This is a genomic window from Pseudomonas sp. AN3A02 (genome assembly GCF_011765255.1).
GTDB lineage: Bacteria > Pseudomonadota > Gammaproteobacteria > Pseudomonadales > Pseudomonadaceae > Aquipseudomonas.
On sequence record NZ_JAARNI010000014.1, the window covers coordinates 55,269 to 76,250 of the forward strand.

At 60.9% G+C, this 20,982-nt stretch carries 19 protein-coding genes and 1 tRNA gene; 4 read left to right on the top strand and 16 right to left on the bottom strand.

Annotation, left to right across the window (positions count from 1 at the left end; translation table 11 throughout):
- Positions 1-154: 154 nt before the first annotated feature.
- Positions 155-1,951, top strand: coding sequence for a GGDEF domain-containing phosphodiesterase (locus HBJ59_RS29320; RefSeq protein WP_167665572.1), 1,797 nt, complete (start codon positions 155-157; stop codon positions 1,949-1,951).
- A gap of 123 nt (positions 1,952-2,074) precedes the next feature.
- Here HBJ59_RS29320 and HBJ59_RS29325 read toward each other — a convergent pair.
- From HBJ59_RS29325 to HBJ59_RS29345, 5 genes are all read right to left on the bottom strand, one after another.
- Positions 2,075-2,150: transfer RNA gene (locus HBJ59_RS29325), tRNA-Gly, on the bottom strand.
- Between the two features lie 63 nt (positions 2,151-2,213).
- Complete coding sequence (gene pgsA / locus HBJ59_RS29330; RefSeq protein ID WP_167665573.1) at positions 2,214-2,774, bottom strand: CDP-diacylglycerol--glycerol-3-phosphate 3-phosphatidyltransferase; 561 nt, start codon at positions 2,772-2,774, stop codon at positions 2,214-2,216.
- Between the two features lie 32 nt (positions 2,775-2,806).
- Positions 2,807-4,645 (bottom strand): excinuclease ABC subunit UvrC, encoded by a 1,839-nt coding sequence (gene uvrC / locus HBJ59_RS29335; protein WP_218586003.1) that lies wholly within the window; start codon positions 4,643-4,645, stop codon positions 2,807-2,809.
- Position 4,646: 1 nt separating this feature from the next.
- On the bottom strand, positions 4,647-5,288 hold the full coding sequence (gene uvrY / locus HBJ59_RS29340; RefSeq protein WP_008436066.1) for a UvrY/SirA/GacA family response regulator transcription factor: 642 nt from the start codon (positions 5,286-5,288) through the stop codon (positions 4,647-4,649).
- Positions 5,289-5,439: 151 nt separating this feature from the next.
- Positions 5,440-5,805, bottom strand: coding sequence for a helix-turn-helix domain-containing protein (locus HBJ59_RS29345; protein ID WP_076016415.1), 366 nt, complete (start codon positions 5,803-5,805; stop codon positions 5,440-5,442).
- Positions 5,806-5,886: 81 nt separating this feature from the next.
- Between HBJ59_RS29345 and HBJ59_RS29350 the strand changes: the two genes are divergently transcribed.
- Positions 5,887-6,126 carry a DNA-binding protein gene (locus HBJ59_RS29350; RefSeq protein WP_076016416.1) on the top strand — a complete coding sequence of 80 codons (240 nt, stop codon included), beginning with the start codon at positions 5,887-5,889 and terminating at the stop codon, positions 6,124-6,126.
- Between the two features lie 64 nt (positions 6,127-6,190).
- Here the strand turns inward: HBJ59_RS29350 and HBJ59_RS29355 are convergent, their stop codons facing one another.
- Together HBJ59_RS29355 and HBJ59_RS29360 are read right to left on the bottom strand one after the other, a co-directional pair.
- Positions 6,191-6,625 (bottom strand): GNAT family N-acetyltransferase, encoded by a 435-nt coding sequence (locus HBJ59_RS29355; RefSeq protein WP_167665574.1) that lies wholly within the window; start codon positions 6,623-6,625, stop codon positions 6,191-6,193.
- Positions 6,626-6,638: 13 nt separating this feature from the next.
- The gene (locus HBJ59_RS29360) at positions 6,639-7,391 is read right to left on the bottom strand and encodes a carbon-nitrogen hydrolase family protein (protein ID WP_076016445.1); all 753 of its coding nucleotides are present in this window, start codon (positions 7,389-7,391) and stop codon (positions 6,639-6,641) included.
- 145 nt (positions 7,392-7,536) lie between these two features.
- Here HBJ59_RS29360 and HBJ59_RS31775 point away from each other — a divergent pair, with 145 nt between their 5' ends.
- Entirely contained in the window at positions 7,537-7,671 is a 135-nt protein-coding gene (locus HBJ59_RS31775; RefSeq protein WP_017475425.1) for a hypothetical protein, read from the top strand.
- A 339-nt stretch (positions 7,672-8,010) separates the two neighbouring features.
- A complete protein-coding gene (locus HBJ59_RS29365) occupies positions 8,011-9,087 on the top strand; it encodes a 3-deoxy-7-phosphoheptulonate synthase (RefSeq protein WP_167665575.1) in 1,077 nt (358 codons plus the stop codon).
- A gap of 124 nt (positions 9,088-9,211) precedes the next feature.
- On the opposite strand, the gene HBJ59_RS29370 is transcribed toward HBJ59_RS29365, so the two are convergent.
- The 9 genes from HBJ59_RS29370 to HBJ59_RS29410 form a co-directional block, all read right to left on the bottom strand.
- On the bottom strand, positions 9,212-9,910 hold the full coding sequence (locus HBJ59_RS29370; RefSeq protein WP_167665576.1) for an NAD(P)H-dependent oxidoreductase: 699 nt from the start codon (positions 9,908-9,910) through the stop codon (positions 9,212-9,214).
- Positions 9,911-9,919: 9 nt separating this feature from the next.
- Positions 9,920-11,539 (bottom strand): ABC transporter ATP-binding protein, encoded by a 1,620-nt coding sequence (locus HBJ59_RS29375; protein WP_167665577.1) that lies wholly within the window; start codon positions 11,537-11,539, stop codon positions 9,920-9,922.
- A 2-nt stretch (positions 11,540-11,541) separates the two neighbouring features.
- Positions 11,542-12,369, bottom strand: coding sequence for an ABC transporter permease (locus HBJ59_RS29380; RefSeq protein ID WP_167665578.1), 828 nt, complete (start codon positions 12,367-12,369; stop codon positions 11,542-11,544).
- Positions 12,370-12,372: 3 nt separating this feature from the next.
- Positions 12,373-13,332 carry an ABC transporter permease gene (locus tag HBJ59_RS29385; RefSeq protein WP_143503627.1) on the bottom strand — a complete coding sequence of 320 codons (960 nt, stop codon included), beginning with the start codon at positions 13,330-13,332 and terminating at the stop codon, positions 12,373-12,375.
- A gap of 164 nt (positions 13,333-13,496) precedes the next feature.
- Entirely contained in the window at positions 13,497-15,083 is a 1,587-nt protein-coding gene (locus HBJ59_RS29390) for an ABC transporter substrate-binding protein (RefSeq protein WP_167665579.1), read from the bottom strand.
- 12 nt (positions 15,084-15,095) lie between these two features.
- The gene (locus HBJ59_RS29395) at positions 15,096-16,706 is read right to left on the bottom strand and encodes a 5-guanidino-2-oxopentanoate decarboxylase (RefSeq protein ID WP_167665580.1); all 1,611 of its coding nucleotides are present in this window, start codon (positions 16,704-16,706) and stop codon (positions 15,096-15,098) included.
- An 11-nt stretch (positions 16,707-16,717) separates the two neighbouring features.
- Positions 16,718-18,817: an acetate--CoA ligase family protein gene (locus HBJ59_RS29400; protein WP_167665581.1), complete on the bottom strand. Its 2,100-nt coding sequence runs from the start codon at positions 18,815-18,817 to the stop codon at positions 16,718-16,720.
- Between the two features lie 18 nt (positions 18,818-18,835).
- Positions 18,836-19,996 carry an acyl-CoA dehydrogenase family protein gene (locus HBJ59_RS29405; protein ID WP_167665582.1) on the bottom strand — a complete coding sequence of 387 codons (1,161 nt, stop codon included), beginning with the start codon at positions 19,994-19,996 and terminating at the stop codon, positions 18,836-18,838.
- A gap of 42 nt (positions 19,997-20,038) precedes the next feature.
- Positions 20,039-20,830, bottom strand: coding sequence for an enoyl-CoA hydratase/isomerase family protein (locus tag HBJ59_RS29410; protein WP_076016425.1), 792 nt, complete (start codon positions 20,828-20,830; stop codon positions 20,039-20,041).
- Positions 20,831-20,982 lie beyond the last annotated feature (152 nt).

Below are 20,982 nucleotides of genomic sequence, written 5' to 3' on the forward strand. Positions count from 1 at the left end.
ATGCCTGGCACCACGATGCCCTGGGAGCAGGTTTGCCGGGAGTGGCCGCCCGGATGCATACGTTTGCGCTATCTGGTGCATAGAAAAAATAACATCATAATGATGGCACTGTCTGATACTTTGTTGTACGAACTTAGCCACTCCGAGGATTGTCATGGGCGAAGGCGCTCCTATTCCGCCGAATGAAGTTGAACGGCTAAAAGAGGTCGCGAAATTTTGTCCACCCGACAGCGACTACGATGACGTCTTTGAAAAAATCGTCGAGATGGCGTCTGCATACTTCAATGCCCCCATCGCACTGATTTCAATTGTCGATAAACACCGGCAATGGTTCAAAGCACGCGTGGGACTGACAGAAACGCAGACACCGCGAGAAGTCTCTTTTTGCGCCTACTCTACGCTGGACAATTCCCTGCTGGAGGTGATGGACGCGACGCTGGATGCCCGTTTCAAACACAACCCCCTGGTAACAGGGCCGCCGCATATTCGTTATTACGCGGGCGCGCCGTTGACCACGGAGGATGGTTTTACACTGGGAAGTCTCTGCATCATTGACACCGTCTCCCGCCCCCCCATGAATGAGCGTGACAGTGCGATGCTCAACGGCTTCGCCGAGCTGGTGATGATGCGCATACAGGGCATGCGGTCTCGCAACTTTATAGACCAACCCACGGGGCTGTTTAATCGACTCAGGCTTGAAGAGGATATACGTCAAGCGCTGAAGCTTAAAAAACCGTGCCGTGTGTATGCAATTGACATTACCTCGCCAAAGTTCCTCAACGATATCGTAAAGGCCCTGGGATATAGCTTTGCGGGAGACCTGGTCCTGGCGATCAAATCTCGCCTGCAAACACTCTTACCCGCGCGGTGCCTGCTTTACAAAATAAGCCCGACCCGGTTTGGCTTCATCCTTGAGGAGGAACAAACCACCGAGCACATCTGCACAAGTATTCTGACGGACTTCAAAAAGCCGGTTGAATGCCACGGCATCCCCATACTCATGCAAGTGGGGATTGGCGTCCTGCCTATTCATGGCTCAGGGCAGCAAGACTGGCTGCGCCTGCTGGTCAGCGCAGCAGATGAGGCGCGTGACCGCAAGCTGGGATGGTCTCTCTATAAACCTCATTTTGATGCCGCTCAACAACGCGCTTTCATGTTGTTGAGTTCTTTGCCGGAGGCGGTCAAGTCCGACAAACAGTTCAGCCTGGTGTATCAACCCAAAATCAAACTGCCTTCCGGAAGCTGTCATTCGGTAGAGGCATTGTTACGGTGGACCCATCCGTTGCTTGGCCCCATCAGCCCTGCTGAATTCATACCCTTGGCTGAAAAAACCGCCCTGATACCCTCCGTTGGATTATGGGTGCTCAACGCAATCATCCGGCAAACGGTTGTTTGGAAAGCGCAAGGTCTGCTCCTGCGGATAGCGATGAATATCACTGTCAGCGATCTGGAGAGTTCAGAGTTCGTAGACGCGATGATTCATGAAATTCAAACGTACGGCCTGGACCCGGCCAGCTTTGAACTTGAGTTTACCGAAAGCATGCTGATGACCAACCCTGAAGAAGTCATTCGGCAGCTGGAACGGGTTCGTAAGTTTGGCGTAGAGGTTGCCGTTGATGATTTCGGCACGGGCTACAGTAACTGGGCGTATTTGAAGGAACTACCGGCCACTAGCGTCAAGCTTGATCAATCACTGATCAGCGGACTGGGCACCAATCAAAATGACAAGCAACTGGTTAAAACCCTGATAGGCCTGGCGAAGGGGCTCGGCTACCGCGTCGTTGCCGAAGGCGTAGAAAACCAGGAAATCCTCGACCTCTTAATACAGTGGGGGTGTTCCGAAGCGCAGGGCTACCTGATAGCAAAGCCTATGAGCGCAGCGGACCTGGAAACCTGGATAGGAGTGTGCTCTGGCGACCCTTCATTAGACGGTACCCAAAACCATACTTAAACGTACCGGATCGCCCTGGATTTAAGTAGTTTTGCGCAGAAACGAAAAAAGACGCCGAAGCGTCTATTCCTTAAATCACAGGCAAAAAAAAGCCACTCGTTAGAGTGGCTTTTTCTTTGTGTTTGGAGCGGGAAACGAGACTCGAACTCGCGACCCCGACCTTGGCAAGGTCGTGCTCTACCAACTGAGCTATTCCCGCGTCTTGGTGATGCGCATTCTATAGAATCCTCATCACCCGTCAACCCCTTGATTCAAAAAAGTTTTATTTCTTTTCAACCTCGGTGCGCAGATGCGGCCAAGCAGCGCGTAAATATTGCAGCATGGACCACAAGGTCAGGCCTGCGGCGACCAGCAGCAAGGCATAGCCCAGCAATACCCAGAAGGAGAAGTCCGACGGGTTGGCCAGCAGGATCACCAGGGCAAGCATCTGCGCCGCAGTTTTCCATTTGCCCATGTTGGACACGGCCACATGGGCACGAGCGCCGATTTCGGCCATCCATTCCCGCAGCGCGGATACGACGATCTCGCGACCGATGATCACGGCCGCCGGCAAGGTCAGCCAGAGGTTGCCGTGTTCCTGCACCAGCAATACCAGGGCGACCGCTACCATCAGCTTGTCGGCCACCGGGTCCAGGAACGCGCCAAACGGCGTGCTCTGCTCCAGGCGGCGGGCCAGGTAGCCGTCCAGCCAGTCGGTGGCAGCCGCAAAGGCGAAGACCGAACTGGATGCCATGTAACTCCATTCGTACGGCAGGTAAAACAGCAAAATGAAAATCGGAATGAGCAGGACGCGTAGAACGGTGATCAGATTAGGGATATTCATCGGCACAACTGGCTACGAGGTGAGAAGGCATTCTACTCGCTGTGCAGATTTGCATAAATCAACTCTGCGAGCTTTTTACTGATACCGGGAGCTTTGGCTATTTCTTCGATGCTGGCACGGGACAGCTCCTGCAAGCCACCAAAATGTTTTAACAAGTCCCGCCGCCGCGTTGGCCCGACCCCCGCCACCCCTTCCAGGGTTGAGGTACGCCGGGTTTTGCCACGTCGGGCGCGGTGGCCGGTGATGGCGAAACGGTGGGCTTCGTCGCGGATCTGCTGGATAAGATGCAGCGCCGGGGAGTCACCCTTCAAAGTGAACTCATGGGCTGCATCATTCAAGTACAAGGTTTCAAAACCGGCCTTGCGGGTGGCACCCTTGGCCACGCCGAGCAGGATCAGGTCGGGCACCGCCAGTTCGTTGAGCACGTCGCGGGCCATGGACAGCTGGCCCTTGCCACCGTCCACCAACAGGATGTCCGGCAGTTTGCCCTCGCCGTCCTTCAGTTTGCTGAAGCGCCGGGTCAGGGCCTGATGCATGGCGGCATAGTCATCGCCCGGGGTGACGCCTTCGATGTTGTAGCGCCGGTAATCGGACTTGATCGGCCCTTCCGGCCCGAACACCACGCAGGAGGCCACGGTGGCTTCGCCGCTGGAGTGGCTGATGTCGTAGCACTCGAGGCGCTGGGGCGGCTCGTCGAGGTTAAGCACTTCGGCCAAGGCGTCAAACCGTGCGGCGACGTGCTGGCGGTTGGCCAAGCGTGCACCCAAGGCCTGTTCGGCGTTGGTCACGGCCAGTTGCTGCCAGCGGGCACGGGTGCCGCGCACGCGGTGGCTGATGTCCAGCTCGCGGCCGCGCAGTCCGTGAATCGCTTCGATCAGTGCCGGGAAGTCCTCGTGCACCACGTTGACGATCAGCTCACTCGGCAGGTCGCGCTCAGGGCTGCTGACGTAGTACTGGCCGAGGAACGCCGCCATGACTTCGGCGACCTCCTCTTCTATACCGGTCTGGGGGAAGAAGTTCTTGCTGCCCAGCACCCGGCCGCCGCGCACGCTGATCAGGTGCACGCAGGCGCCGCCCGGGTTGACGAAAGCCGCGATGACGTCAACGTCGCCGGTACCACCGTCCATGCTTTGCTGGTCCTGCACGCGGCGCAGCAGGGAGATCTGGTCGCGCAGTTCGGCGGCGCGCTCGAAATCCAGGGTGCTCGCCGCTTGCTCCATGGCGCCGGACAGTTCATCGGCCAGGGCGTTGCTGCGGCCCTCGAGGAACATCACCGAGTGACGCACGTCCTCGGCGTATTCCGCAGGCTCGACAAGACCCACGCACGGCGCCTTGCAGCGTTTGATCTGGTACTGCAGGCACGGACGATTGCGGTTCTTGTAGAAACTGTCTTCGCACTGGCGCACGAAAAACGCCTTTTGCAGCAGGCTCAGGCTTTCGCGAATGGCGCCAGCACTGGGATAAGGCCCGAAATACTTGCCCTTCTGCTTCTTGGCACCGCGATGGATGCTCAGGCGCGGAAAGTCGCCGTCCGAGAGAAACACGTACGGGTAGGACTTATCGTCACGCAGCAGGATGTTGTAGGGCGGCCGCCATTCCTTGATCAGCGTCTGCTCAAGCAGCAGCGCCTCGGTTTCATTGGCGGTGATGGTGGTTTCCACCTGGGCGATACGCGCCACCAGTGCCGCCGTCTTAGTTGCCAGGCCGGTCTTGCGGAAGTAACTCGCCAGGCGGCTCTTCAGGTTCTTGGCTTTACCGACATAGAGCAGGCGCGCTTCGCTGTCAAACATGCGATACACGCCGGGACGGCCACTGCAGGTTGCAAGGAACGCACTCGGATCGAATTGGACCTTTATTTCAGGAGCTGTCATTTCAGGCGCTGGCATCTACCATGCCGTGGCGGACCGCCAGCAAGGTCAATTCAACATCGCTGCTGATGGAAAGCTTTTCGAAAATCCGATAACGGTAGGTGTTCACGGTTTTCGGCGACAGGCACAGCTTGTCGGAGATCGACTGGACTTTTTGACACCCGACAATCATCAAGGCGATCTGGATTTCCCGCTCCGACAGCGCATCGAACGGCGAGTCACTGGTAGGCTGGAACGACTTGATCGCCAACTGCTGGGCAATCTGCGGGCTGATGTAGCGTTGGCCGGCAAACACCAGGCGAATGGCCTGGACCATTTCCGCCAAGCCCGCGCCTTTTGTCAGATAGCCGGCAGCGCCCGCTTGTAGCAGCCGTGTAGGAAACGGATCTTCCTCACACACGGTAACTACCACGACTTTGATATCCGGATGGCTGCGCAATAACTTTGTAGTGGCGCCAAGACCGCCGATCCCGGGCATCTTGACGTCCATCAAAACCACGTCGGGCTTCAACTCCCGGGCCTTGATCAGGGACTCCTCCCCTGACTCGGCCTGGCCGACTACTTGCAGGCCATCGATGTCAGCCAGCATTCGTGTAATGCCTGTACGAACGAGATCATGGTCATCGACTACTAGCACCCTAATCAAGCAGACACCTCGCGATATGGTCTTATAGGTTGCTGAACACCTTAGCAAAAAACCAAGGCGCAGACCTAGCTGCAAGCGTCATATATATAGAGTTTCAATGCACAACGGGCCGCCGCCGAATGGCGGGCGGCTCAATTTCCTGGGTAAAAGGTCAGGAATCCGGGGCGGATGACCTGTTTTTTCCATTAGTGGAGATTGAAAGCTCGGCCAGGGTTGAAGTCAGGCGATGGATTGCATCCTGGTCTTCCTTGAACATCGCACGGTAGTTGCCCAGTACTTTTTCTTCGACTTGGCTCAGATTTTCCATTTGGGTCGGCGTCGGAGTACCGGTCAACACGTACAGGATATCGACACCTCTTTCTGCCACGCGGGACAAGTAATCAGCCTTGGGCGCGCGTCCGCCATTTTCATATTTACCCTGTGCGTTAGCCTCTACACCTCCTATTTCACCAAAAGTTTTCTGCGACAGGCCAAGTCGCTCTCTTTCTTGCCTTAACCGGAAACCGATTCCACTCATTTGGATGTATGATCCTATTTGGCACACCCCTAGAGGTGACACACTCATCTCGTTTTACACAAACTTGAACGGTTTTGAACTATGCCCGGTATTCGCACTGCTGCACAAGCCAAGGCTTGGCTGGAACATCAAGGTAAGTCTGTTCAAGCGTTCGCCCGGGAAAATGGCGTGGACCCGGCAACCACTTATCAAGTGCTCGCTGGGCGCAAAAAGGGACGACGGGGAGAAGCCCACAAGGTGGCGGTCCTGTTGGGCATGAAGGACGGGATCATTCCGGTTGAGGACGAAACCGCGAGGCAAGATCAGGAACTCACCTCTTGAAGTCAGTATGCGCTTATTAAAACCAAGTGCCTGTTTTCCTCAAATTGACAGTACTCACGCCTGATCACGTCCGGCAATTGCGCTCCATGCGCCAGAAGCTATCCTCCGCGCCAACGATTTCCAGGCCCTTGCGCTGGTAAAGCCTTCGCGCCGGGTTGGTCTTGAAAACGGTCAACCGTAAAAGACCCAGACCTTCCGCGCGCGCCTTGTACACCATCTGCTCGATAACCCAGCCGCCCGCTCCTTGATGACGAAACGCCTCAAGAATGTGCAGTTCGCGGATATACAGCGCCTTCGGGTCACGACTAAGGCTGATAAAACCCATCACCTCGCTATCGCGACAGATCAGCCAGTTTTCCCGACCCGCCCAGGCGGTATCGAACCCGGCATCGGACCACGACAAGTCGTATTGGCGATAATAGCTGCCCATGGCCTGATGGGTCAGGGTTCGGGCGAATGCCAAGTGTTGGCTGGTTGCGGCCTGTAGTTGAAACGCCATGTGCCTGCGCTCCCTAAATCGCCACCTGGTCCCCGGACCACTGGCCAGCGGTGCTGCGACGTGCAATCACCAGCGAATCGCCCACACCCGGGGCGGCTGCGATCAAGCCGCCGTCAGCGCCCCAGATGGCGCTACGTCCGGCGCAGGTCCAGCCACCGGTTGGGCCGCCGTGGTTGGCCATCAGTACCAGCATTTGGTGCTCGGCGGCGTAGCCCTGAAGCAACGTCGTATCAGGCGCGTAGCCGTCCTCGCTGATCAGCACACCCGCAGCGTAGATATTCGCCCCGGCCTCGGCTGCCTGCCGTGGATGGCTGGCGTGGGAGAAGTCTGCGCATACCGCCAGGGCAATCCGGTCGTCACCCCACTCAAGGGCCGCCCCGCCCTGCCCCGCAACAAAGGCCGCTTCTTCACCGGGATGCAAATGCTGCTTGGTATAGACCGACACCGAGCCACCCGGCTCCAGTACCAGCGCGCCGATCAACACCTCTTTCGCCGCGCCCAGACGAATCGGCATGCCCACCACTGCTGTAATGCGCAACTCACGAGCCATCTCCCGCAGCGGCGCCAGTACTTCATCGTCCGGCGCAATCGCCAGCCCGGCGGCCAGGGAGGGTTCATATCCCGTCAGGGACAGTTCCGGAAACACCAGCAACTGCACAGCGTGCTCCGCCGCAACACGCATGAAGGCCAGGTGACGAGCGATATTGCCGGGCACATCGCCTGCAATGGAAATGGATTGGGCAGCAGCAATCGTCAAGGCAGTCATGGTCGCATCCAGGCAATCATCGTTAAGTCGGTGCAGCATATCGGCACTTGGGTCATAGCCGTAAGTACCCAAGCTCCATAGAAATTACTGATTGAATCCACCCGCTCGCCTCAGTTAAGCTCCGCCCATCATTTGGAGACACACCATGTTGCAACTCACCCACATTCAGGTTTGCCCTGCTGCCAGCGCCCAGCGCTCGGTCGTGGCTGCCCGTGTGAGCGGTTTGAGCGCACTGGTCAGCTTTTATTTTGGGTATTGGTTTAGCCACTGGCGCGCCTGATACCTGAAATCGGCGCCCACTACTCAAGGGGTCGCCTACCAGAGAAATCTAACCCCCGGTCGGCTCCCCGACCGGGGGTTTTGTTTTTTCAGCCCTTAATTATTTTTGCCACACACCGAACACTTAAAGGACTCACGACATGAACTACGCCACCTATTACCGCTACGACACCTCCACCGCCTGGCGATTTAGCAAGCTCCGTTCGGGACAGCCTGCCGCCTCCGATCGGTCACCTATTGGTGGCAAGCCAACACACGTAGCCAATACGGCCAATTGTCGAACACCCCAGTAGGGCAAAGCGCGCGGGAACAGCCCGCCGCTTGCCCAGGAAGCCCGAATATGAACTCCTCGATCGCCGCTCTGCCTGTTTCTACCTTGTCCTGCGCCAATGAAGCGCTGACCCAGCGTTTGCCCAGTGCCCTGGAGCTCAAGCACCAACTGCCCCTGAGCCCGTTCCTCAACGAACAGATCCACGCCCATCGCCAAGCCGTGCGCGCCATTCTCAAGGGCGAAGACTCACGCCTGCTGGTGATCGTCGGCCCGTGCTCGATCCACGACCCGGAATCGGCCATGGAATACGCCCGCAACCTGAAAAAACTGGCCCATGAAGTCAGTGACCAGATGCTGCTGGTGATCCGCGCCTACGTCGAAAAACCCCGCACCACCATCGGCTGGAAAGGCCTGGCCTACGACCCACGCCTGGATGGCAGCGACGACATGGCCGCGGGCCTGAGCCTGTCTCGGGAGCTGATGCGTGAAATGCTGCGCCTGGGCCTGCCGGTGGCCACCGAGCTGCTGCAACCGATGGCTGCCGGCTACTTCGATGACCTGCTGAGCTGGGTCGCCATTGGCGCGCGCACCACCGAATCGCAGATCCACCGCGAAATGGCCAGCGGCCTCGGCATGCCCGTGGGCTTCAAGAACGGCACCGACGGCGGCGTCGCCATCGCCTGTGATGCCATGCGTTCCGCCGCTCACCCGCACCGCCACTTCGGTGTCGACAGCCAAGGCCATCCGGCGATCATCCAGACCCCGGGCAATCCCGATACCCATGTGGTATTGCGCGGCGGCCACCGCGGGCCGAACTACGATCGCCAGAGCGTGGCCCAGGTACATGCCGACCTGGCCAAGAGCAAAGTCGCACCGCGGATCATGGTCGACTGCAGCCACGCCAACAGCGGCAAAGACCCGCTGCGCCAACCGGCAGTGTTCAACGATGTGCTGGAGCAACGCTTGCAGGGCGACACGGCGCTGATCGGCATGATGATCGAAAGCCACCTGTTCGAAGGCTGCCAGCCGTTGAGCCCGTCGATGAAGTACGGCGTGTCGATCACCGACGGCTGCCTGGGCTGGGACGGGACGGAGCAGTTGCTGCGCAGTGCTGCCGAGCGGCTGCGGGCACAGAATCCCGCCTGACAATGAAGATCAAATGTGGGAGCGGGCTTGCTCGCGAATGCGGTGGTTCAGCCAGCATATGCATCAACTGGCACACCGCTTTCGCGAGCAAGCCCGCTCCCACACTGGATCTTCATTCACTTGACTAAAGTGGGTACAGCGCCTCATCAAACTGCTCGAGTTTGGGAAACACCAGCGGCTGGTCAGCCGCCAGCCCTTCCAATCGCTGCTGGTACCTGTGCAGAAAACCCTGCCGAGCCTCGGCGCTGATATACGGCACATGCCACGCCACAAACGGCTCGAGCACTTCAAACCCGACATACGCCAGCGTGCCACGCAGAATCGGCCGCAACATGTCCTCCAAAGGCCCATGAATCGCCCCCTCGCCAAACATATGCTCGCGCCCGCCGAGGGTCACCGTGACCAGCGCTTTCTTGCCCGCGAGCCCACCCTGATCATAAAACCGCTTGCCGCCGTAACACACGCCCGACACCAGCACCCGGTCAATCCAGCCCTTGAGCATCGCGGGCGCCGAGAACCAGAAGATCGGGAAGTTGAGGATCAGCAGATCAGCCCACAGCAGCTTGTCCAACTCCTGCTGGATATCCGCCGCAATGGACTGGCTTTTCACCCCCAGTCGCTGCTCCAGGGCATACACCAGGTACTCGGGGTTCTCCCGCGAGGTGAAGTCCGAGGCGCTGGCTACGGGATTCCAGTGCATCGCGTAAAGATCGCTGACCTGCACCTCATGCCCCTGCGCTTGCAGGGTAGCGATCGCCTGGTCACGCAAAGCCGCGGTAAACGACTGCGGCTCAGGATGGGCATGGACAATCAACACCTTCATAAAAACTCCTCAAGAAGTAAGCGCGGCCCGTTCGGCCAGCAAGTGGTCGAGCCAGTCGGGGTCCATTTCCGGCTCCGATGAAAACAGCAGGCCGGTGTAGTCCTGATACGGCGGGGTGAAGATCGCGCTGCGGCTGCCTTGGTCCACCACCCTGCCCCGCTGCATCACCACCACTTCGTCGGCGATGGCGCGCACCGTGGCAACGTCGTGGGTGATGAACAGGTAGGCCACGCCCAACTGCTGCTGGATGCGGTTGAGCAGCTGCAGCACGCCCTCGGCCACCAACTGGTCCAGGGCCGAGGTCACTTCGTCGCAGATGATCAGTTGTGGGTCAGCCGCCAGGGCGCGGGCGATGCAGATTCGCTGCTTCTGGCCACCGGACAGTTCACGGGGCTGACGCTCCATGAATATGGCCGGATCCAGCTCGATCATCTCCAGCAACTCGGCGACCCGGGCACGCATGGCCTTGCCCTTGAGGCCGAGGTAGAAGGTCAGCGGCCGGCCGATGATGTCGACGATGCGCTGGCGTGGGTTCAGCGCAGTATCGGGAATCTGGTAGATCATCTGGATCCGCCGCAACTGCTCCTTGCTGCGTCGACGAAAGTCCGCCGGCAACGCTTCGCCGTCATACAGCACCTGCCCCGCCGTAGCCGGCAGCAACCCGGTAATCACGCGTGCGGTGGAGCTTTTGCCGCTGCCGGACTCGCCGATCACCGCCAGCGTCTGGCCGCGATACAGGCTCATCGACACGTCGTGCAGCACCGGTTGATGCCCGTAGCTGGCGCACACCTGCCGTACTTCCAGCAACGGCACCTGCTGCTGCGGACAGGCCTTGGGTTCGGTGCGAAAGCTGCGTACCGCCCACAGGGATTTGGTGTAGTCCTGCTGCGGTGCGCTGAGCATGGTCCGGGTCTCGGCCTCCTCCACCCGCTTGCCGTGGCGCAGCACCATGATGCGGTCGGCCATCTGTGCGACCACCGCCAGGTCATGGCTGATATACAGCGCGGCACTGCCGAAGGTTTTGACCGCATCGCGAATCGCCGCCAGCACTTCGATCTGGGTGGTGACGTCGAGGGCGGTGGTAGGTTCGTCGAAGATGATCAGGTCGGGATGGCTGGCCATCGCCATGGCTGTCATCACCCGTTGCAATTGCCCACCGGAGACCTGATGAGGGTAACGCTGGCCAATGGTTTCCGGATTGGGCAGGCGCAGCACGCGGTACAACTCCACCGCCTCGCGTTCAGCCTGGGCGCGGCTGATGCCGCCGTTGATCACCGCGGTTTCCACGTGCTGGTCAATCAGCCGATGAGCCGGGTTGAACGACGCGGCAGCGCTTTGCGCGACGTAGGCAATGCGCAATCCTCGCAGCTTGCGCAGCGCTTCAGGCTTGGCCTGCAACAGCTGAATGCCGTCAAAGCACACCGAGCCACCGGTGATGCGGCAACCGTCGCGGGCAAATCCCATCGCCGCCAGGCCCAACGTTGATTTACCCGCGCCAGACTCACCAATCAACCCCAGCACCTCGCCCCGTTGCAAGGTCAGGTCGATGCCCTTGATCAGCGGATGCCAGGCGTCTTCGTAATGCCCTTCAACCTGCAGGTTGCGGATTTCCAGCAATGGCTTGTCCATCCTCAACACTCCTTCAGGCCGCTGGATTTATGCAGCATCCAGTCGACGACAAAATTCACGCTGACGGTGATCAACGCCACCGCCAGGGCCGGCAGCAACGGGCTGATGTCGCCAAAGGTAATCAGCACCGCATTGTCGCGGACCATGCTGCCCCAATCGGCGGTGGGCGGTTGAATGCCCAGGCCAAGGAACGACAGCGCGCTGATAAACAAAAACACGAAGCAAAAGCGCAGGCCGAATTCGGCAATCAACGGAGCAGCAGCGTTGGGTAGCACTTCTCGGGTGACCAGCCACCAGAGCCCTTCCCCGCGCAGGCGCGCGGCTTCGACAAATTCCTGCACCACCACGGTCATCGCCACGGCCCGGGACAGGCGAAACACCCGGGTCGAGTCCAGCAGTGCAATCACCAATACCAGCGAGGTGGCATTGGTGCCGACAACGCTAAGAATCAGCAAGGCGAAGATCAACTGCGGGATCGCCATCAGGATGTCCACCACCCGCGACAATCCCTGATCGACCCAGCCACCCTTGATCGCCGCAACCAAGCCGCTCAAACCGCCCAGTAAAAACGCCAGCACCGTCGTCAAAAAGGCGATGCCCAGGGTGTTGCGCGCGCCATACACCAGGCGGCTGAACATATCCCGCCCGAGGTTATCGGTACCCAGCAAAAACTGGCCGCTCCAGGGCGCAAACCCGTCGCCCACCACCTGGGTTTCGCCATAGGGCGCGAGCACCGGTGCAAACAGCGCCACCAGCACGTACAGCACGATAATCAGCAGGCCGAACTTCGCGCTCAATGGCGCCCGGGCCAGTTGTGTCAGAAGGCTCATGGTCTACCCCTTGGGATGCATCAGGCGTGGGTTGCTGGCGATGGACAGCACATCGGCGCCGGTGTTGAGCAGGATGTAGGTGGCGGCAAAGATCAGGCTGCACGCCTGCACCACCGGGATATCGCGTTTGGACACCGAGTCCACCAGCAACTGGCCCAAACCCGGGTAGACAAACACCACTTCGACCACCACCACGCCCACCACCAGGTAAGCGAGGTTGAGCGCGATCACATTGACGATCGGCGCCAAGGCATTAGGCAATGCGTGGCGCCAGATAATCCGCGACTGGCTGATGCCCTTGAGCCGGGCCATTTCGATGTACGGACTGGCCAGCAGGTTGATCAGCGAGGCGCGGGTCATGCGCATCATCTGCGCGATCACCACCAGGCTCAGGGTGACCACCGGCAGCACCGAGCGTTCGAGGATGGTGCCGAATGACGCGTCCGGCGCCAGGTTGGACAGGCTGGGAAACCAGCCGAGCTTGACCGAAAACACCAGGATCAGCAGGTAGGCGACGAAAAACTCGGGGAACGACACCGCGCTCAGGGCCGAGGTGTTGAGCAGGCGGTCGAACCAGCTGTTGCGGTACAGCGCGGCGAGCATGCCCAGCACCAGCGCCAGGGGCACCGAAACCAGCGCGGCGAGTGCCGCCAGGCGCAAGGTGTTGCCCAGGCGTGCGCCGATCAGTTCGGCGATGGGCCGCTGGTTGGCCAGGGACGCACCGAGGTCGCCGTGCAGCAGGCGCAGCAGCCATTGCACGAACCGGCTCAGGGGCGGCAGGTCGAGGCCCAGTTGGGCGCGAAACGCGGCGATGGTTTCCGGCGTGGCGGACTGGCCAAGCATGGCCTGGGCGATATCGCCGGGAAGCATGCCGACGGCCAGGAAGATGATCACCGAGACGGCGAACAAAGACAGCAGGCCGAGAGCCAGGCGTTGGAGCACCAGTTTGAATAGGCTATTCATGTTCGGTTCTCATGAGTTGGCATGCGCTCGAAGGCGACACAGGACCAATGTGGGAGCGGGCTTGCTCGCGAAAGCGGTGGATCAGTCTGCATCTGTGTTGACTGACACACCGTATTCGCGAGCAAGCCCGCTCCCACAGTTGACTTGTGGCGTTTCTGAAATCTTCACGCCTGCCACCACCGCTCGATCAGCCGCAACCCATCCAGTTCCCCATACGGCGCCGTCAGCGGTCCATGGCTGACGCGGTTCGAGCGGGCCGCCACGGAGCTGGCGAACAACGGCACAATCGCCCCGCCATCGTCCCGGCACAGGCTCTGCATTTCGTTGTACATCTCCTGGCGCACCGGCGCGTTCATCTCGCCCCGCGCCGCGTTGAGCAACTGGTTGAAGCGCGGGTTATCCCAATGGGTTTCGTTCCACGCCGCGCCCTTGGCGTAGCCGATGCTGAACATGCGGTCGGCGGTCAGGCTGCTGTACCAGAACGAGGTGGTGAATGGCTGTTTCATCCAGATGTTGGAGAAGTACCCATCTGCCGGCTCGCGCACGACGTCGATATCAATCCCGGCCTGGCGCGCCTGTTCCTTGAACAGCACCGAGGCGTCCACTGCGCCGGTGTAGGCGGCATCGGAGGCTTGCAGGCGCACCTTGAGCGACTCGACACCGGCCTTGCGCAGGTAGAAGCGCGACTTGTCCGGATCGTAGGTACGCTGCTCCAGCGCCGCGTTGATAAAGCGGCTACCAGGCTGGATCGGATGGTCGTTGCCCACCAGGCCATAGCCATGCAGCACCGAGGCCAGCAGGGTTTCGCGGTTGATCGCATGCTTCATCGCCATGCGGATGTCGTTGTTCTTGAACTCGTTGCTGTCGCACAGCATCGGGAAGGTGTAGTGCTGGGCGCCTTTGGTTTCTTCGATGACCAGCGTGGGATTGCGCTTGAGCAGGGCCACGGTTTTCAGGTCGACCTTGTTGATCACGTCCACCTGCCCGGTGACCAGCGCATTGACCCGCGCTGCGCCGTCGGCAATCGCCAACAGCTCGGCGCTGGCGAAGTGCGCCCGGCCCGGCTTCCAGTAATCCGGGTTGCGCTCCAGGTCCATGCGTACGCCGGGCTCGAAACTTTTCAGGCGATAACCGCTGGTGCCGATCCCGGCCTGCCAATCGGCGGCGCCGTCCTTGGCGGGCATGATCACCAGGTGGTAATCGGCGACCACATAGGCGAAATCGGCATTGCCCGAGTGCAGTTCGAACACTACCGCGTCATTGCCCTTGGCGCTGACGCTGGCCACATCACCGAGCACCGTCTTGGCCGCCGAGGTGGATTTAGCGTCCAGGTGGTGGTTGATCGAGGCCACCACGTCTTCAGCGGTAAGGCCTTTGCCGTTATGGAAGGTCACGCCTTGGCGCAGTTTGAAAGTCCAGATGCGGGCGTCGGGCGTCGACTCGAAACTTTCGGCCAATTCGGGGATGGCAGAACCGTCCACCGCGATTTCGGTGAGGGTGTTGTACACCGCCGAAAAGCCGACGAAGGTGAAGGTGTCGACCCAGGAGCCAGGGTCGCGGGAGTCGGTGGTGCTGCCGCCGGCCAGCCCCATGCGCAGCACGCCGCCCGGCTTGGGCGTGGCCTCTTCGGCAAAGGCCTGCAGCGGCAGGCCCATGGAAAAAGCGGCGGCCACGGCACCGGCTACAGCGCTGTGTTTGAGGAAATCCCGTCGGTGCATCGCTTGAGTCATTTTGTTGTTGTTTTCGCTCATGGTGTTGCTCCTCTAAAGGTTCACACAGGCATGCTTCAACTCGATCAAGGTCACGCCGTTGCGCTTGAAACCATTACGCAAATCCGTCTGCAGCTCATCCAGGTTCTGTGGCTCGCTGACCGTGCAGCCGAACGCCCGCGCCAGCGCGGCGAAGTCCGGGTTGCGCGGCAGTACGCCGATGGGTTCGATGTCCAGGTTCAGCATGTCGTCGCGAATTTGCCCGAGGGCGTCGTTGTTCCACAGCAATACCACCAGCGGGCTGTCCAGCTCTTCCACCGCTGTGGCCAGTTCCTGGGCGGTGTAGAGAAAGCCGCCGTCGCCCACCAGCACCAGGCCAGGCCGTTCAGGCGCGCCGAACTTGGCGCCGATACCGGCCGGCAGGCCATAGCCCAAGGTGCCGTAGCCGGTGGGATGCAGCCAACTGCGGGTGGCGTTGCTGGGGAACGCGTAGTTACCGGTGTAGGCCAGTTGGGTCATGTCACTGCTGATGAAGGCATTGGTGGGCAACTCGGCGGCGACGCGGTCGAGAATCGCCTGGTGAATCCGTTGCAACGGGCCATGGCCGCTGCTGACTGCCTGGCGTAACGTCGCGACCGCAACAGTGGCGGCGTCCGCGTTGCGCGGCGTGGCTGGCAAGCGCCCCAGCAAAGCCAGCGTCGTTTGCCGGGCGTCACCGTGCAACGCGACGGCGCAAGGATAGAAATCGTTGAACTTGCGCGGGTCGATATCCACTCGCAGCAGCTCGCCGTTAATCGGCAGGCGCTCACGCCAAAAATCGGTGTCGGCCATTTCGGTGCCGATGGCCAACACCACGTCCGCCTCGGCGATGAGCTGCCAGCCGGGGTCGACGCACAAGGTCGAACCGGCATTCAACGGATGCTCCACCGGCAATAAACCCTTTCCGGCAACACTGCTGAAAAACGGCGCCGCCAGTTGTGTGCTCAAGCGCTGCAAGGCCTCGGCCGCCAACAGTGCGCCGCCACCGGCAATGATCATCGGCCGCTTGGCCGCAACCAGTTTCGCCACGGCCTGATCGAGGCTTTCAGCCGACGGCAGACCTCGCCCGGGACGGCGTACCACGTCATTGCTCCAGTCGCGCTTGATCGGCGCCGACAGCACATCCAGCGGCACCGAAATATGCACCGGCCGTGGCCGCTCACTGTCGAATACCGCGTAGGCCCGCGCGATCAACTCCGGCAAATCCTCGGCACTCAAGGCCACCGCTGAAAACGCGGTGATGGGCGCGGTCATCGCGCGCTGGTCCTGGGTTTCATGCAGGCAGCCCCACCCCTTACCGAGGCTGGCGGTGTGGTTGACGCTGGAAATCACCAACAGCGGAATCGAGTCGGCATACGCCTGTCCGATCGCCGTGGCGGCGTTGGTCACCCCCGGCCCGGTGATGATGAAACACACGCCTGGCTTGCCGCTGACCCGCGCATAACCGTCGGCCATAAAACCGGCGCCCTGCTCATGGCGCGTCAGAACGTGACGAATGCCGCTGCCGGGCAAACCGCGATACAGCTCCAACGTGTGCACGCCGGGAATCCCGAACACCGTGTCGACGCCATAGTTGGCCAGCAATCGCACCAGGGCCTGGCCGCCCGTCAAGGTTTTGCTTTGCATCGTCATCTCCTTCACGCCTGGGCGAGACGGATCAATGCATCGACCGCCGTGGCGCCCCGGGCATTGACCAGCAATGGGTTTACATCGAGTTCCAGCAACTGCCCGGCGTTGGCGCAGGCGTAGTCGGCCACCGCACGAATAGCCGCCACCAGCGCCTCCATGTCAGCCACTTCCCGCCCGCGAAAACCTTGCAGCAATGCCGCGCTGCGCAGGCTGAGCAAGGCATTGCGAATCGCGTCGTCGGTGGTCGGCAGCAGCAGGCTGCGACTGTCCTTGAGCAACTCCACGAGGATTCCACCGGCGCCAATCACCAGCGCCAGGCCGAAATCGTTTTCGCGCTTGATGCCCACAATCAACTCGGCCAACGGCGGCGTGGCCATGGATTCCAACAGCAGGTGATCGAACGGTACATCCGGCGCATAGGCAGCAATCTGCTCACGCATATGGGCCAGGGCCGCAGTCAAGGCGAAGCCGTCCTGCAGGTTGAGTGCCACGGCGCCCGCTTCGGTTTTATGCGGGAGGTCGGCACTGACGGCCTTGAGTACCAGTGGGTAGCCCAGCACTTTGGCATCGGCGATGGCCCGCGCTGGCGTACTCAAGACGCCGGCCGGCGTGGTCAGGCCGAAAGCACGCAAAGCCTGCTTGGAATCCCACTCGTTAAGCGACTGTCCGAGTGCTTCCAGCGCTTGCGGGCACAGCGGCACCAGTACCGATTCACCACGGGCCAGCAGCGCCCGGCGATTGTTTTGGTAGTCGGCAATCCGGCCCCAGGCCGCCAGCGCATCTTCCACGCCTTGCAACGCGGCAACACCTTGAGCATGCAGACGCTCGCGAGCGTGAGCCGGCAACAATTCGGGGAATGCCGAGGTCACAAACCCGGACTTGCCATGGCGAGTCAGCGCACTGCAAAACAGCTCCAGCAGCAGGTCGCATTCCTTGCGCTCACCGGTAAATTCCGCCGGGTAGTCGAGCACCAGCATCGCCGCATCCGCGTCGGTGCGCAGTGCCGTATCGAGCATGATATTGAGGGCTTCGCTGTTGCCCCAGATGGCCGTGGTGAAATCCAGCGGATTGACCAGATTGGCATAGCTCGGCAGTACCTGCGTCAGTTCCGAACGCTGGCCCTCATTGAGTTTGGGCAGGCTTAAATCGTTGCGCTCGGCGTAGTCGGCAATCAACCCGGCATCGCCACCGGAACAGGCCAGGGCGATCAGGCTGTTGCCCGCCGGTAAGTTACCGCAGGCCGCGGCTTTCAGGGTCTCGACAAAACTCACCGGGCCGCTGACCCGGATCACGCCCAGGCGCGCAAACAGGCTGTCGTACAACGCGTCTGAACCCGACAACGAACTGGTATGACTCAAGGCCAACTCGGCGCCGATCTGCGACACGCCGGTTTTCAGGGCGATGATCGGAATGCCTTTTTCCAGCGCCTTATGGGCCGCACGGGCGAACCCCGGCACATTCTTCAAGCCTTCCAGGTGCAAGCCGATGGCCGTGACGCGCGGCTCGTCGAGCAGCACATCCATCAGTTCAGCAACGCCCAATTGCGCCTGGTTGCCCACCGACGCCATATAGGCCACCGGCAGCGAACGGTCGCTCATGGACAGGTTGTAGGCGAAGTTGCCGCTCTGGGTCAGCACCGCAACGCCCTTCTCTACCGGCTTGCCGCCATGGGCCACCGGCCACAACGCCGAGCTGTGCAGGTAATCCAGCAGGCCATAGCAATTGGGGCCCAGCAGCGCCATCCCGCCAGCCGCCTTAAGCAGTTGTTGCTGCAAGGCCAGGCCCTCGGCGCCGGTTTCGGCAAACCCGGAGGCGTAGCAGATGGCGCCACCGGTGCCGATGGCCGCCAGTTCGGCAACGCAGGTCAAAGTCAGCTCGCGGTTGGTGGCGATAAACACTGCGTCCGGGCCGCATGGCAAATCAGCTACGCGGCGTACACAGGGAATACCGTCGAGGCTGTCATGCTGCGGGTTGACCAGCCACATCTGGCCGGCAAAACCGCCCTCGGCACAGCGCTTGAGGGCGCGGGCCATGCTGCGCCCACCGACGAATGCCAGGTGACGGGGCGCCAGCAGGCGCTTGAGATTGTCGCGAATAGCCTGGGACATAAGCGTTCTCCGACCCGATCAGCGCAACAACGGCCGCAACAGCTCGCGGGCAATAATATGGCGCTGGATTTCCGAAGTGCCTTCCCAGATCCGTTCGATCCGCGCGTTGCGCCAGATGCGCTCCACCGGCCCTTCGTCCATCAAGCCCATGCCGCCGTAAATCTGCACGGCCTCGTCAGCGACCTTGCCCAGCACCTCGCTGGCAAACAGCTTGGCCATGCCGGCCTCGCCGTCGGTCATGGTGCCCTGGTCCATTTTCCAGGCGGTGTTCAGGGTCAGCAGTTCGGCCGCGCGGATTTGCGTGGCCATGTCGGCGAGCTTGAACGAGATGCCTTGATAGGTGCCGATGGGCTGGCCGAACTGTTTGCGATCCGCCGCCCATTGCAGCGACACATCCAGCGCACGCTGGGCCTGGCCAACGCAGTTGGCAGCCACCATCACGCGGCCTGCGGTCAGCCAGGCGTTGGCGACCTCCCAGCCTTTGCCGACTTCGCCGAGGATTTTGGAGGCCGGCACGCGGCAGTCGTCGAAGAACATTTCATAGGTGTGGTAGCCGCGGTTGCTGACGCACTTGGGGCCGCGGCGAATGGTCATGCCCGGCGTGCCACGGTCCACCAGGAACGAGGTCACGGCGTTGCGCTGGCGGCCGTTGTGTTCGTAGGTGTCGGTGACGGCAAACACGATGGCGAAATCCGCCTGGCCGGCATGGCTGATGAAATGCTTGCTGCCGTTGAGCACAAAGTCATCGCCGTTGCGCACGGCGCGGGTCTTGATCGCATTGGCGTCGGAACCGGCGCCCGGTTCGGTCAAGGCAAAACAGTCGATCTTCTTGCCCTGCACGCACGGCAACAGGTACTCGCCAATCTGCGCGCCAGTACAGGCCATAAGGATCTTCGAGGGCCGGGCGACAAACACGTGCAGCGCCCAGGAGACTTTCGACAACTCGCGCTCGATCAACGCCTGGGACAGGTAATCCAGGCCGCCACCGCCGACCTCTTCCGGCATGTTGAAGGCATAGAACCCGGCGGCAATCGCCTTGTCCCGGATCTGCGCGGCGAGCTCTGGCGAGACTTCATCGGCGCGGTCCACCGCCTCCTCGTGGGGCAACAATTCCTTGGCAACAAAACTGCGTACCGCGTCCACCAACATGTCTTGTTCTTGGCTGGGCTGGAAATTCATGGCGCTACCTGTCGATCGTTCGAGGGGTGTTTTGAGGAGGAATCAGTTGCCGGAGAAATTCGGGGGACGCTTTTCCATCGACGCGCGCAGGGCTTCAGCACCGTCGGCGCTGCGGCCGCACAGCAAGCCGGCGGCGAGTTCGGCCTGGAGCTGCTCGGGCAGGCTGCGCCCGGCGCCTTCACGGATCAGGGTTTTGGTCTGGGCGAAGGCGAAGGTCGGGCCGTTGGCCAGGCGCGTGGCCAGCTCAGTGACATGAGCATGCAGTTGCTCATCGGCGACCACTTCGCCCACCAGGCCGGCGGCCAGGGCGCGGTCGGCACTCCACAATTCGTCGAGGAATAGCAGGCGCTTGGCCTGTTCGCTGCCGATCAGGCGCGGCAGATGCCAGCTGGCACCGGCGTCCGGCGAGTAGGCCATGCTGGTGTAGCCAGCCTTGAAACGTGCCGATTGCGCGGCTACACGCAGGTCACAGCACAGCGTCAGGTCCATGCCGGCGCCGACCGCAGTACCGTTGATGGCAGCGAGGGTAGGTTTGTCGAGGGTGTGCAGGCGGGTCATCAAGGCGTGGGCGGTTTCGGTCCAGCCGTAGGTTTCGAGGGCACCACGGGCTTCGGCGTCGGCCCATTCGGCGAGGTCTGCACCGGCGCAGAAGCTGCGACCAGTGCCGGTCAACACCACCACGCGCACAGCCGGGTCGCTGTTGAAACCGTCCAGCAATGCATGCAGGTGCTTGAGGGTCGGGATGTCCAGGGCGTTGCGCTGGGCGCCGCGATTGAGGGTGATCCAGGCAACGCCTGCTTGCACTTGAGTGAGCACGGACGGATCTGTAGTCATGGAATCCTCGAATTATTTTAATTGGCTTGAGGGGTGCGACATGGGGCGATACTAAACGAGTGTTCAGTAAGGAGGCAATCGGGTAACTGCAAATATTTTTCGAGGGGGAATGCCGGCCTGGACGTGGCGTCCAGGCAGCGAGAAATCGTCAG